The sequence below is a fragment of the Butyricimonas muris genome, assembly GCF_046365375.1.
GTDB classification, from domain to species: Bacteria; Bacteroidota; Bacteroidia; order Bacteroidales; family Marinifilaceae; genus Butyricimonas; species Butyricimonas muris.
This window is the reverse complement of sequence record NZ_JBKEIT010000003.1, coordinates 474,701-487,665: the sequence shown is the minus strand read 5'-3', so window position 1 is coordinate 487,665 and position 12,965 is coordinate 474,701. Positions and strand designations below refer to the sequence as shown.

At 51.5% G+C, this 12,965-nt stretch carries 13 protein-coding genes; 3 read left to right on the top strand and 10 right to left on the bottom strand.

Annotated features, from left to right (window positions below; all coding sequences use genetic code 11):
• Window positions 1-188: 188 nt before the first annotated feature.
• Window positions 189-746, bottom strand: a complete 558-nt coding sequence (locus tag ACK8P8_RS07520) for a Crp/Fnr family transcriptional regulator (protein WP_369860989.1) — start codon at window positions 744-746, stop codon at window positions 189-191.
• Between the two features lie 133 nt (window positions 747-879).
• On the opposite strand from ACK8P8_RS07520, the gene ACK8P8_RS07515 reads away from it, so the two are divergent.
• Window positions 880-1,200, top strand: coding sequence for a DMT family transporter (locus tag ACK8P8_RS07515; RefSeq protein WP_099292361.1), 321 nt, complete (start codon window positions 880-882; stop codon window positions 1,198-1,200).
• 4 nt (window positions 1,201-1,204) lie between these two features.
• Here ACK8P8_RS07515 and ACK8P8_RS07510 read toward each other — a convergent pair whose 3' ends face one another.
• The 9 genes from ACK8P8_RS07510 to ACK8P8_RS07470 form a co-directional block, all read right to left on the bottom strand.
• Window positions 1,205-3,013, bottom strand: a complete 1,809-nt coding sequence (locus ACK8P8_RS07510; protein ID WP_369860988.1) for a peptidase U32 family protein — start codon at window positions 3,011-3,013, stop codon at window positions 1,205-1,207.
• Window positions 3,010-3,696, bottom strand: a complete 687-nt coding sequence (gene bioD / locus ACK8P8_RS07505) for a dethiobiotin synthase (protein WP_227214639.1) — start codon at window positions 3,694-3,696, stop codon at window positions 3,010-3,012. Before bioD ends, ACK8P8_RS07510 begins: the two co-directional genes overlap by 4 nt.
• A gap of 77 nt (window positions 3,697-3,773) precedes the next feature.
• A complete protein-coding gene (gene bioC / locus ACK8P8_RS07500; RefSeq protein WP_099292358.1) occupies window positions 3,774-4,553 on the bottom strand; it encodes a malonyl-ACP O-methyltransferase BioC in 780 nt (259 codons plus the stop codon).
• 183 nt (window positions 4,554-4,736) lie between these two features.
• Window positions 4,737-5,381, bottom strand: a complete 645-nt coding sequence (locus ACK8P8_RS07495; RefSeq protein WP_227214637.1) for a DUF452 family protein — start codon at window positions 5,379-5,381, stop codon at window positions 4,737-4,739.
• Between the two features lie 230 nt (window positions 5,382-5,611).
• Window positions 5,612-6,769: an aminotransferase class I/II-fold pyridoxal phosphate-dependent enzyme gene (locus ACK8P8_RS07490; protein ID WP_292267734.1), complete on the bottom strand. Its 1,158-nt coding sequence runs from the start codon at window positions 6,767-6,769 to the stop codon at window positions 5,612-5,614.
• Window positions 6,770-6,982: 213 nt separating this feature from the next.
• Window positions 6,983-8,266: an adenosylmethionine--8-amino-7-oxononanoate transaminase gene (gene bioA / locus ACK8P8_RS07485; RefSeq protein WP_099292354.1), complete on the bottom strand. Its 1,284-nt coding sequence runs from the start codon at window positions 8,264-8,266 to the stop codon at window positions 6,983-6,985.
• A 159-nt stretch (window positions 8,267-8,425) separates the two neighbouring features.
• Window positions 8,426-9,388: a biotin synthase BioB gene (gene bioB / locus ACK8P8_RS07480; protein WP_369860987.1), complete on the bottom strand. Its 963-nt coding sequence runs from the start codon at window positions 9,386-9,388 to the stop codon at window positions 8,426-8,428.
• Window positions 9,389-9,481: 93 nt separating this feature from the next.
• Window positions 9,482-9,847: a hypothetical protein gene (locus tag ACK8P8_RS07475; RefSeq protein ID WP_099292352.1), complete on the bottom strand. Its 366-nt coding sequence runs from the start codon at window positions 9,845-9,847 to the stop codon at window positions 9,482-9,484.
• Between the two features lie 287 nt (window positions 9,848-10,134).
• Window positions 10,135-11,058 carry a YitT family protein gene (locus ACK8P8_RS07470; protein ID WP_410025703.1) on the bottom strand — a complete coding sequence of 308 codons (924 nt, stop codon included), beginning with the start codon at window positions 11,056-11,058 and terminating at the stop codon, window positions 10,135-10,137.
• A gap of 377 nt (window positions 11,059-11,435) precedes the next feature.
• Here ACK8P8_RS07470 and ACK8P8_RS07465 point away from each other — a divergent pair, with 377 nt between their 5' ends.
• Both ACK8P8_RS07465 and ACK8P8_RS07460 read left to right on the top strand, forming a co-directional pair.
• Window positions 11,436-11,978: a TetR/AcrR family transcriptional regulator gene (locus ACK8P8_RS07465; protein WP_176555065.1), complete on the top strand. Its 543-nt coding sequence runs from the start codon at window positions 11,436-11,438 to the stop codon at window positions 11,976-11,978.
• Between the two features lie 18 nt (window positions 11,979-11,996).
• The gene (locus ACK8P8_RS07460; protein WP_292267451.1) at window positions 11,997-12,950 is read left to right on the top strand and encodes a 3-oxoacyl-ACP synthase III family protein; all 954 of its coding nucleotides are present in this window, start codon (window positions 11,997-11,999) and stop codon (window positions 12,948-12,950) included.
• Window positions 12,951-12,965: the final 15 nt, after the last annotated feature.

Genomic DNA, 12,965 nt, shown 5'->3' with positions numbered 1-12,965 from the left:
AATGAGGGCGTGTCGAAAGTCTTTTTCTTCTAAAAACTCCTCCGTCTGCTTCGCATCCACCTCCTCTATAAACAGAGGAGGAGCTGGTACTTCTTCCAAAAGACAGTGAGTAACTCAGCTCTCCCTCTGTTTATAGAGGGAGTACAGCGAAGCCGGGAGGGAGTTTAAAATAACTTTTAACCCGCCCGTCACTTTTTCTTCCCCCTAATTCGACTCAAATGCTCGGAAGTAATCCCAAGATAAGAAGCGATATACTGCAACTGCACCCGTCGGACAATCCCCGGTTTCTCCCGTGTCAAGCGCAGGTATCGTTCCGAAGCCGTTTCGGACAAATGCGATATCAGCCGTTGTTCCGTCTTCACGAACTCCCGTTCCAGCAACTGCCGTGCCCAGTTGCACACCTCTATATCGTGATGATAAAGTTCGAAAAGTCCCTGCCATTCAATCCGGTACAAAACTGCATCCTCCAACAACTCCATCGTTTCGTATCCCTTTTCCCCGTACACATACCCGCGGGCAGAGATAATAACGTCCCCTTCCAGCCCGAACCAGATAGTCACGTCCTTCCCGTCGCCCTCCGTGTACGCCCGCGCGATCCCTTGCCCGATGATATAGATATTCCTCTCCGGCTTATCCCGACTGAACAACACGTGTCCCCTCGGGTAACACACCTCCGTCACGAGAGATGCCAACCGTTTCCCCACGTTCCCCGGGAGAAAGTTCTCCATTCCTGCCATCACGCTCATATCTGTTTCAAGTTTTCCACAAAATTATACTTTTACAATTGAATCGCAAGCCCGTGTCGATTAATTGATAAATATCAAGTAATTCCCCGCGTCGACGCCCTACCTTTGCCCTGTAACATTAACGAAAACAACTATGCCTTGGATTTTATTGGTTTGTGCCGGACTACTGGAAATAGGCTGGCCTCTCGGGTTCAAATTAGCGGGTGTTCACGAGAAACACTTTTACCTTTTCATCGCGCTTTCCATCGTTTCCATGGGATGCAGCGGCTATCTCCTGTACCTTGCCCAAAAAAGCATCCCGATAGGCACCGCGTACGTGGTATGGACGGGTATCGGTGCCGTGGGAACCGTCTTGCTAGGGATATTATTCTTTCACGACTCGGCAAGCGTCCTTCGCCTATTATTCGTCACGCTCATACTGGCGGGTGTCGTGGGACTGAAATTAGTCCACTAACCCCTCACGGCGAAACCACCTTCATAAAGCAACGTTCGCAATCGAACTCAAGCCGGAATCTGCCCAAGTTATTGGAAAGGTAAAGGGGATACTTCAACGCCTTATCCTTGCCCGACTTGCGGCACATTCCCAGTTCAAACAACAGGCAATAGCGCGTGGTCATCACGGCACGTCCCGAACGGTTCCGGGCGACCTCGAAACCCGCTTCCGGCTCTGCCGTCCCGTGTTCGCGGTAGAATGTCCCCGACAACCTGTTCACCACGTTCAACCGCCAATCCGCCTCTCCCGCGTACACCGCATCCCGGTTCAACGGCGCCTGTACCCAACGTTCCCGTTGCTTCTCCCGTTCCTCGGTCAACAAGTCCAGCAACCGCCCCCGGTAACCGTTCACCACCGCCGACGGGATAAAAAGTACCGTATCACCATGATACTCTACCGGGCAACAATCATAGCGCGTATTACCGCTTTTGCCCAACTGCCCGACAATTCGTTCCGCCTGAGCCGCGTTTGTCGCCCTCTCGAACACCTCGTCACTACGCAGTGTCACCGCCACGCCTGCCTCGTCCTCGGCAACCAGCACGAGATGATCCTCCTCCGTGTACACGTCAACTCTTACTTGAATCTTACGCACTGAAACCGCTTTGGACAAACGACTTACAAACTCGTGATCGTAATTCCTGTACAACACCGTCCCCGGCATCACGGTCACCCGCTCGTTGCACGTCAGTCGATTGCCTTCCGCCGTGTTCACCTTGATCCCCCGCAACTCTTGCCCGTCAAAATAGCACAAGCCGTCGGCATTATGTATCGTTTCCAGCGCCTCCACGACCAACAAATTTCCTTTCGCCTGTTTCACCACCGCCACTTTCTTCCCCGTGGACTTCGGGGTATCCATGTTCACGATGCCCTGTTTCCGCCCGGCAATAAAATAATCCGTGTACCCCCGGTTGAAACTTCGTTCCGGATCGGCATCGAATCCTGCGTTCACGTGCCCGTTTCCCACGCGGGACAATCCCTCGCTTCCAGCGATAATCCCGTCCAACCGGGCAGAATAATACCTCGTGACGTTCGCCACGTAATCCACTTCTTTCAACCGCCCCTCTATCTTGAACGAATCAATTCCAATATCCACCAAATCACGCAAGTAAGCGGATAAATTTAAATCTTTAAGTGAAAGCACGTGTTTGTCCTTCACCAGCACCTGCCCGTCACTGTCCGCCACCGTCCACCGCATCCGGCAAGCCTGCGCGCACTCGCCCCTGTTGGCAGACCTTCCTGTCAGATAATGAGAGATATAACACTGCCCGCTTAAACTGACACACAAAGCCCCATGCACGAAATACTCCAACTCCGCTTTCACCTCCCGCCGGATTGCCCGCAATTGCTCTAGGGATAATTCCCTCGCCAACACGATACGCTGAAATCCCAACCGATCGAGAAACTTCACGCGTTTCAGATCGTAATTATGCATCTGCGTACTGGCATGCAGGGCAATAGGCGGTATATCCAGTTTCAATATAGCCGGGTCTTGCACGATAATAGCATCCGCGCCAACCCGATACAGCGCGTGAATCAACCGTTCCACCTCCGCCAGTTCATCATCATAAAGTATCGTGTTCAAAGTCACGAACACCCTGCAATAAAAGCGATGAGCGTACTCCGCCACCCGCGCGATCTCTTCCACCGTGTTGCCTACCGCCTGACGCGCCCCGAAAGCGGGTCCGCCGATGTACACGGCATCCGCCCCGTTGTTGATAGCGGCTATCGCCACCTCGACATTCTTTGCCGGGGATAACAATTCCAGTTTCCTCATTTCCGTCCCTCCAAGGCGCTAACGTCCACGTCCGGGTAATCCGTCCCGTGTACCACGGGCACCTCGATCAATGCCGTCGTCGGGAAATGTTCTTTCAAGTATTGCCGGAATATCGTGATCGAATCATTCGTGATCCACTCGCTGTCGTTCGGGAAACGGTTATACACCAGACAAGCCAACTCAATTCCCCGCGCACGGCACAACTCAAGGCTCATCAACGTGTGGTTAATACTTCCTAGTTTAGAGGATGTTACTAAAATCAACGGAAGCTTTTGTTCACACACGTAGTCTATCGTGAAATACTCCCTCGTCACCGGCACGTACAGTCCCCCGGCTCCTTCCAGCAATATCGTGTCGTACATAGCCCGCAACTTCCCGGTTGCCCCGGCAATGCGCCCCATGTCGAGTGTCACTCGATCAATCTCGGCTGCCAAATGCGGCGAGGCGGGATAGGTCATCACGTAGGGACAGGTCGTACCGTCCTCGTCCTCGGGTTGCGGCTCCATCCCCATAATCTCGCGATGTTTCAGAATATCTTCCGATATCCCCCGGCATCCCGTCTGAATAAACTTCTGGGTAATCACGTTTACCCCTTTCCTTCTCAAAGAACGAGCCAACAACCCGGTCACCACCGACTTCCCGGCATCCGTATCTATTCCACTGACAAAATAAACTGTTCCCATTTATGATTTATGATTTTAGATTGAACTCCCTCCCGGCTTCGAAGCAGACGGAGGAGTTCATTTTTCATTTTCAATTTTCAACTTTCAATTTTCAATTGTTTCCTCCTGCACACGAAGTAAAGCGGGTGATAAGTCAATATCACCTTTCCTTCCACCGTGAAGCGGGTATTATACTCGTCGATAAAGGCATTCACCCGTCCTTTCGTCCACACGGAACGGTCGGAAGAAACGTTCACGCCCGTTCGTTTCAGATGCTGCAAAACCGACAGGGGATTATCAAATTCAAGAACATGAAACTCTTCCTCCATCCGTTCCACCGTGAAACAGGGACTCAACAAATCCCGCAACTCCTCCTTCGTGCGGTATGCCAAACCGCCGCCCGTGGTTTGCCGTATCTCGCGCAAGTTATGCTTACCGAACGAACTGAATATCATGCAACCGCCATCATTCAGATTCTCCGCCAACTCGCAAAAAGTAGCCTCCGGGTCGGTGAACCACTGGAACGTGGAAGCCGAAACAATAAGGTCATACCCGCCGGGTAGTTCCGCCCGCTCGATATCACCCGGTATGCAACATCCCTCCGGAATCCCGTTAGCGACAGCCGTCCCGCGGCACAAATCCTCCACGAGATCGTTCACGTGCAACTCGCTCCCCGGAAAAGCCTGCCTCAACAAAACGGTCAACAATCCCGTCCCGCATCCCACTTCCAGTATCTTCCGGGGCATCCGTTCCACCGCTGCCACAGCCATAGGACACAGCCGTCCGACCACTGCCCGCTGTACCCGCGCGTTCTCGTCATAACTCCCCATACTGCGCCGGAAATGTTTCCGCACTTTTTCTTTATTTATTTCCATCATGTTCAAATTTCATGAAATTCATAAAGTTTATAAGGTTTATAAAGTTTATAAAGTTCATAAGGTTTATAGACCCCCGCGGGGCGCTTTGTCCACGGCAGCTTGAGCTGCCGATAAACATTGTCCGAAGGACACCCGTCACTTTATGAACCTTATAAACCTTATAAACTTTTAACCCCCTTTCCATCATATCTCATCCCAATTATCCAACACGTAAAACGGGTAATGTCCTCCCTCTATGCTCACTGTTTCGCATCGTCCGTCCCACCAGTTCCGCTGGCTTTCCGGCGGAAAGATCACGTCGCCCGCGGACACGTACGCCTTGTCCCACCGCGTTTCCGGCCGTATCAGCATCGCTTGCTCCCGGATAGCCCGCAACTCCTCCACCTGCTCATGCAACTCCCGGAGAGGCTTATTTGCCCCGAATCTCGCCATCTCTTCCCGTCCCGCCAGCATCCGGGCAAAGAACTTGTCCCGTCCCCGCTCGTCCATGCCCCGCTCCGTCAACAGGTAAACCTTCGGGAGAATCCCGTAACGCTCGTCCACGGGACGCTCCGTGCCGTTGATCGCTACCCGTCTTGTCACGGGCAACTTCCACCGCTCCAGCAACACCGCCGCCGCCCACACGCCCATAGACCACGCCACCGCACGAATCTCATCGTACCCGTCCGTCACGGGAGCTTCTTCCCCCGCTATATCCCGGTAATCATAGAACGCGAGCACGTCCCCCGTTCCCGTCAGATGTTGCACGGCACGTTCGTCCATCCCCCATCCGCAAAAGAACAAAGTCAAGCACCGTCCCCCTTTTTTGGTTATCCACTGTCTTCGCATAGTTTTTTCGCCTTCGGCGAAGTTACAGATTGGCAGGTTACAAGTTACAAGTTGTTTTCCCACCCACCGAGCTTCGCACTTTTTTTTAGTTCATAAAGTTTATAAGGTTTATAAAGTTCATAAAGTGCCGGGTGTCCTTCGGACAGCGTTTATCGGCAGCTCAAGCTGCCGTGGACAAAGCGCCCCGCAGGGGTCTATAAACCTTATAAACTTTATGAACTTTACAAACTTCATAAACTTACTTCCACAAACTCCCTCAAACACTCGTAATCCTCCTCCGGTATCGCCGCATTCAGCGAGAAGCGGATACGAGCCTCGTTTTTCGGCACGGTCGGGTACCTCACGGGCAACACGAAAAAGCCGTTATCTTGAAACAGTTCGGACATGTAAACGCTATTCTCGTTGCTCCCGCACAGGAAAGGCACGATATGCGAATCGCCCCGTGTCTCGAATCCCCGTTCGGACAATGTTGTCCGCAATTGTTCGGCAATCTCCGTAAGTTTCAGCCGATACGGGAAAAAGTCCGGCATCCGGTTCAGCACGAACCGCGTCCACGCCACCACCACCGGGGGCAACGCCGTCGTGAAAATCAGACTCCGCTGCGTGTTGACAAGGTAATCCTTGAACAACTCGTCACACACCACGAAAGCCCCGTACGAGGCAAACGCCTTGCCGAAAGTGCCCACGATAAAGTCGATATCGTCGATACATCCCTGCTCTTCGCTACATCCCAACCCGTTCGTACCCCGCACCCCCACGGCATGCGCCTCGTCAACGTACAGGAACGCGTCATACTCCTTCTTCAAGTCGCACAACTCCTGCAAATCCGCCGTGTCACCGTCCATGCTGAATATCGATTCCGTCACGATAAACACGTTCTCGTACTCCTCCCGGTGATTGAACAGAAGTTCCCGCAGGTGGTCGTAATCCAGATGACGGTAACGCAACATCTGCGCGTCACTCAACCGCAGACCGTCGATGATACTCGCGTGCACCAGCTTGTCCGCCACGATCAAATCCCGCTTCCCCGCCAATGACGGCAAAATACCGATATTCGCGTGATACCCGGAGTTCAGCACCAAAGCCGCCTCCTTGCCGTACAAATCCCGTAAATCGTCCTCCAGCAACCCGTAATACTCGTGGTTCCCGGACAGTAGTCTGGACGACACGGCACTGTAACTCAACAGTTTCACGTCGGTTTCTTTCCTGAAATCCTCGTATAAAACCGGGTTGGAAGACAATCCCAGATAATCGTTCGACGAGAGATTCAGCATCTCCCGCCCGTTATAATGAATCAGAAAACCGTTGTGCTGCACGTCCCGCAACATCCGGTAATTCCCGAATTCCTTGATTTTCTCCAGTTTATTAATATACCTTTCCTTATTCATTGTTTTTCGCCTTCGGCGAAGTTACAGGTTAAATTTGCCTTCGGCAAGTTGCAGGTTGCAAGTTGCTTCCGCTTCCAATAACTTCACCTTATTATATTCTTTCATCATTCAACTCTAACACCGGTAATTCCCTTCAACTCGCCGCAGGCGAATGTAACCTGCAACTTGCCCGCGGGCAAATGCAACTCGCCGAAGGCGAATTAAACTGCCGCCTCACCTGAAATACTTGATCACCCGCAACAACGCCGACGTCAACCGCCTCAGTTCCTCCGCCCGAATAATATACGGCGGCATAACGTACACGAGCCGCCCGAAAGGACGTATCCATACCCCCTCTCTGACGAAAGCCGCTTGCAGAACACCCATGTTCACGGCATCTTTCATCTCCACCACGCCGATAGCCCCCAACACGCGCACGTCCGCCACGTTGGGATACTCGAGCGCGGGTAGCAAATCCACCCGCAACTGGCTCTCTATCCGCCCGATCATTTCGGTAAGGTCATACCCCCGTATCAAGTCCAGCGAGGCATTCGCCACGGCACACGCCATCGGGTTACCCATGAACGTGGGACCATGCATGAAGACACCCGGGTTTCCCGTGCATATCCACGTTGCCACCTTCTCCGTTGCCATCGTGGCGGCAAAACTCATGTACCCGCCCGTGAGTGCCTTGCCGACACACATGATATCCGGCACGATTCCCGCGTGATCCACCCCCCACATCTTCCCCGTGCGACCGAACCCGGTAGCGATCTCGTCGCACACGAGCAACACGCCGTAATCGTCACACAACTCCCGCACCTGCCGCAGGTAGTCCGCCGAGTAGAACCACATCCCCCCGGCACCTTGCACGATCGGCTCCAGTATCACGGCAGCGATACGGTTGTGATTATTGCGCAGGCATTGCTTCAACTCCTCGATATGTTCCGGCAGGCACACTTCCCCATAACGCACTTCCGGTCGATGCACGAAATACTGCATCGGCAGCGTCCCCCGGAAAATACCGTGCATCCCCGTCACGGGATCGCATACCGACATGGCATTCCACGTGTCGCCGTGGTACCCTTTCATGATCGTCAGGAAATAGCGTTTCTCCTCTCTCCCGGCAGCGTACCAGTATTGCAGAGCCATTTTCATGGCAACCTCCACGGCAACCGAACCGGAATCGCTGTAAAACACCTTATCCATCCCCCGCGGGGCCATTTCCAGCAGCTTTTCCGCCAGTTCCACCGCCGGACGGTGCGTCAACCCGCCGAACATGACGTGTGACATGCTCTTCAACTGTTCCTCGACCGCCGCGTTCAACGCCGGGTGATTGTACCCGTGCACCGCGCACCACCATGACGACATACCGTCAATCAGCCGCGTACCGTCCTCCAGTTCGATATAAACACCCTCCGCCCTTTTCACCGGGTACACCGGGAGCGGATCTATCGTCGACGTGTACGGGTGCCACACGTGCTCCCTGTCAAACTTCAATAATTCTGCCGTATTCATTATAACTAAAAGTTTATAAGGTTTATAAAGTTCATAAGGTTCATAAAGTGACGGGTGTCCTTCGGACAAGGCTTATCGGCAACTCAAGCTGCCGTGAACAAAGCGCCCCACGACGGTCTATAACTTTATAAACCTTATGAACCTTATAAACTCTTGCATTCATTCATTTTCAATTGTAAACCCTAGTCTTTGCACCTTCTCCATGTCCTCCATCACCTTCGAGCCTACGGTGGTCAACATATCGCCGAGAATGGCGGAGTTAATACCCGCTTTTATGGCTTCTTCCTCGATATGGGCGATCAGCACGCGTCCCCCCGCGAAGCGCAGGAAAGCGTCCGGGTTGATAAAGCGGAACACCGCGACGGTGGTCAGCACCTCGTCGTCCGCGAGCGGCGACATACCCTCCAGCGGGGTACCCGGTATGGGATTCAACACGTTCATCGGTATTGACTTCACGCCCAATTCCCGCACCGTCAAGGCAAGATCCACGCGATCCTCCATCGTTTCACCCATGCCGATAATCCCGCCGGAACAAACCTCCATCCCCACCTCCTGCGCGGCACGAATCGTTTGTATCTTCTCCTCTAGCGTGTGTGACGAGCACAACGTGGCGAAAAACCTCGGCGACGATTCCAGATTACAATGGTAGCGGGTTATACCGGACTCTTTCAGTCGGCGTAACTGTTCCTTGCTCAACAACCCCATCGAGGCACACAGGTTGATATTCATCTCTCGTTTTATCCTCTCGGCGTACCCGCGCAGGCGATCGATATTCTTGTCCGACAGCGCACGCCCGCTCGTGACAAACGAAAACTTGTTCACCTTGTATTTCGCGTTCAATCGAGCCAACTCCACGCAACTCTCCTCGTCAATCAGCTCGTACTCCTGCACGTGTGTTTTGAAAACTGCCGACTGCGCGCACCACTTGCAATTTTCCGAGCACCGTCCCGACCGCGCGTTCACGATGGAACAAGTGTCGAAATAACGCCCGGCAAACCGATCGCGTATCTCCCCCGCGGCAGCATACAACGCCGCCTTATCCCCCGCGGCAACCAGTGCCAGCGCTTCCTCCCTCGTGATCTGTCCTCCCTCGAAGACCTCCTGTTTCAATTTCTCTATCATCCGATCTATTTAAGATTTTGGATTTATGATTTATGATTCCCTCCCGTCTGCTAACGCTTTTCTAATCGCGAATCGTAATTCATAAATCATAAATTAATTTGTTTTCAATAAAAAAGGTACGTCCACCTTTACAGCCGGACGTACCTTCATTCTCGTATCATAATTCCCGTAACTCCCGGTATTAATAGCATCGACACGCGCGGGAACCACCGGGCAACACGCCCGCGTCACCTTTTCCGCGTATTCCTCGAATGTCGTCACCATTCGTTCGAACGCCTCCGCGAGATTCACGATCACGCCTTTTCTCGATGATTTCCGCAACGCCATTTCACAAATATGTATCGCTAACCGCCCGATGCACACCTCCCGCCCCAGCGAGGCGAAAATGGCATACCCTTTCCTGTTCCAACGGGAAAAGCGTAATTTAGCCCGGTAACCGACGTCACGTTTATTCATCATCTTTCACGTTCATGTTAAAAACGCCGCAAGTTAATAAAAATATTTTCCTATAGCAATTTATAAGTTACAAGATTAAAAAAGCGATATCAACTTCTTGCAAGCCATTGAACAACCATCACCTCCCCGTTACCCACTCACACGTATCAAGCATTTACATTTCATGAACGTATCATAAACGCAAATTTACGTTCATGCTACGTTCATGATTGGTTCATGATACGTTCATGATGGCGGGAATGGAGGTACCAATTATAGCGAAAAGATTGATCAACTGACAAGGTATAGTTCTATGAATCCAACCTCTTGAACCCCTCACCCAGTATCTGATGTGCATCAAAGATTGTCACGAAAGCATTCGGGTCAATCTTATAGATAGCTTGTTGTAAAACAGCCATCTGACGACGGTTTATCATGGTCATGATCATCTCCTTCTCGGCACGATTGTACATCCCTTGAAGCGGCACGATTGAACCGCCGCGGTGCAGGTCGTTCAATATATAGGTGCGGATTTCCTCCACTTTGTCGGAGATAATAAAGAAACTCTTCTCGTTGTCGAAACCTTGCAGAATCATATCGATCGTCTTTCCCATCAGGAATATGGACAACCAAGAATACATCGGCACTTTCCAATCCTGAAACATGAGGAAACCGAAAACCACGATGCAGGAATCGACGGACATCTGCAACTGCCCCAGCGGGCGACGCGTCCACTTGTGCAGGATGTTCGACAGCACGTCGGTACCGCCGCTGGACGCGCGGGTTTTCAGTATCATGCCCACGCCGATACCCATGACCACCCCACCGAAGATACAAGCAAGCAACACTTCATCACCCAATTTGAACGGGTCCAACGTGCCGCTCACCGGGATAGGTTCACCCATCAAAGTCAGCAACAAGGCGGGAAGACTGTCGGAGAACACGGCAACCAGAATGAAACAAATAAATGTCTTCACCCCGAAATCGGAACCCAATACCCGTAAACCGATTAAACTCAACGGCAAATTGAAGCAGAGTGCTGCCATACCTATCGGAAATCCCCACATGTGCTGCAACACGATCGTGATACCGTATATTCCTCCCGGAACAATCTTGTACGGTGCCATGAAACAACTATACCCCAGCGCTAACACGAAAGCCCCGCCGACCAACAAGGCGTATGTCTTGAACCACTCGCGGGTAAACGGCTTTTCTTTTAATAATATATTTACCATTGATTTTGATTTTAATTTCGGGCGCGAATATACCCCCCGGCGGGGGATGAAAACATGACATTTGTCATATCTTCTGGTAAAAACATAATTTAACACTTTGGAAGTTATAAAGTTCATAAAGTTTATAAGGTTTATAAAGTTATTGCCCCCCACAGGGCGCTATACTAACGGCAGCATGAGCTGCCGTTTTAATCTTGTTCAAAGGACACCCGTCACTTTATGAACTTTATAAACCTTATGAACCTTATAAACCGGGAAAACTTGTTTTCCCTTAATTTTGCATATCCCGAATTATTGATTATAATTGCACACTTTTTCCAATTTGTGAAATTAAAATGAGAACAAGCCTACGAATAACGAAAGATAAAATACTCAACGTGGCACAAAAATTGTTCATCGAGATGAGTTTCTACGGGACCACGATGAAAGATATCGCCAACGCCGCCAAGATTAGCAGGCGTACCTTGTACACGCATTTTAACAGCAAGGAAGAGATTTTTAACCACATCGTGGATCAAAGAATAGTATTGATAAACCAAAAACTGGAACAGGCAGTACGCACGGCCTTGCCCGCCGACAAACGGTTGAAGTTATATATAAAGGAACGGTTCAATTTAATCGCGGAACTCATGGGTGGAAGCCTGCCGATCAAGGAAACTTTTTTACACAACAACAGTAAAATCGATATCTTGAGAAAGAATATAGACAAACAGGAGATTGAACTTTTGTACGCCATCTTAAAGGACGGGGCGGATAAAGGGATATTCTCGATCAAACAACCCAGACGTCTGGCAAACTCGCTGCAATCCGTTTTTAAAAGCCTTGAATTTGGTTTTATCCGGGAATATGATCATCGACCAAACCCTCAAATTATCAACGAGTATATTAATATATTATTTCACGGGATTATCAAAAAGTAATCACAACACATTATAAAAATGGATCTATATATCAACGCCATAGCACATTACATACCGGAAGCGAGAGTTCCCAATTCCTATTTCAAGGACGTGAACGGTCTGGACGATGAATGGATATTCAGCAGAACGGGAATCAAAACCAGAAGCAAAGCGGGAGAAGGCGAAAACACGAATACCATGGCTCTCGAAGCCGTGGCAAGGCTGAAAGACAAGCTGCCTTTCGCCATCGAGGACACCGATCTGGTGGTGGCTGCCACGTATTCCCCGCATGACACCGTTGCCACGGCGGCTCACGCCATCCAGCGGGCGTACACGACGCGGGCGGCAAAATGCCTGAGTGTTTCCTCGGCTTGTTCGTCATTCATCAACGCCATCGAGATCGTGCAAGGGTATTTCGCCATGGGCAAGGCGACGAAAGCTATCGTGGTCGCCTCCGAGCATAACACGGAATACAGCAACGAGAGTTGTCCCCAGAGCGGTCACCTGTGGGGTGACGGTGCTATCGCCATCGCTATATCCGCTTCGCCGGAAGGTGAAAAAGCGGCGAAGATACTAGATATCTTCACGCGGGGACTGGGACATATCGGCAAGGCGGACACCGCCGTGTACCTGCGCCCGCGCCACGGGGGCATCGGCATGCCGGAGGGACGCGACGTGTTTATCAATGCCTGCCACTACATGATCGAGGGTTTGCAAGTAGTGACGGAAAGCAACGGCAAGACATTGGCAGACCTGAAATATATCGCCCCCCATCAGGCAAACAAACGAATCATGGCAACGATCGCCCGGCAAATCGACTTCCCGGAAGATCGTATCCTGTCGAACATCGGGGAAGTGGGCAACACGGGTTGTCCCAGTTGCGGCATCGCCCTCTCGCAAAACCTCGACCGGGTGGAGCGAGGCGACCTCGTGGGACTGACCGTTTTCGGCGGCGGGTACTCGTGCGGCGCGGTGTTGTTGGAATTTATTTGATTTATGATTTACGAT

What these genes read in the sequence shown, in the direction of transcription:
- bioD (WP_227214639.1), bottom strand. Translation starts at nt 3,696, where the DNA reads ATGGGAACAGTTTATTTTGTCAGTGGAATAGATACGGATGCCGGGAAG.
- ACK8P8_RS07475 (WP_099292352.1), bottom strand. Translation starts at nt 9,847, where the DNA reads ATGATGAATAAACGTGACGTCGGTTACCGGGCTAAATTACGCTTTTCC.
- ACK8P8_RS07510 (WP_369860988.1), bottom strand. Translation starts at nt 3,013, where the DNA reads ATGAGGAAACTGGAATTGTTATCCCCGGCAAAGAATGTCGAGGTGGCG.
- bioC (WP_099292358.1), bottom strand. Translation starts at nt 4,553, where the DNA reads ATGATGGAAATAAATAAAGAAAAAGTGCGGAAACATTTCCGGCGCAGT.
- bioB (WP_369860987.1), bottom strand. Translation starts at nt 9,388, where the DNA reads ATGATAGAGAAATTGAAACAGGAGGTCTTCGAGGGAGGACAGATCACG.
- ACK8P8_RS07490 (WP_292267734.1), bottom strand. Translation starts at nt 6,769, where the DNA reads ATGAATAAGGAAAGGTATATTAATAAACTGGAGAAAATCAAGGAATTC.
- ACK8P8_RS07495 (WP_227214637.1), bottom strand. Translation starts at nt 5,381, where the DNA reads ATGCGAAGACAGTGGATAACCAAAAAAGGGGGACGGTGCTTGACTTTG.
- ACK8P8_RS07470 (WP_410025703.1), bottom strand. Translation starts at nt 11,058, where the DNA reads ATGGTAAATATATTATTAAAAGAAAAGCCGTTTACCCGCGAGTGGTTC.
- ACK8P8_RS07515 (WP_099292361.1), top strand. Translation starts at nt 880, where the DNA reads ATGCCTTGGATTTTATTGGTTTGTGCCGGACTACTGGAAATAGGCTGG.
- bioA (WP_099292354.1), bottom strand. Translation starts at nt 8,266, where the DNA reads ATGAATACGGCAGAATTATTGAAGTTTGACAGGGAGCACGTGTGGCAC.
- ACK8P8_RS07520 (WP_369860989.1), bottom strand. Translation starts at nt 746, where the DNA reads ATGAGCGTGATGGCAGGAATGGAGAACTTTCTCCCGGGGAACGTGGGG.
- ACK8P8_RS07460 (WP_292267451.1), top strand. Translation starts at nt 11,997, where the DNA reads ATGGATCTATATATCAACGCCATAGCACATTACATACCGGAAGCGAGA.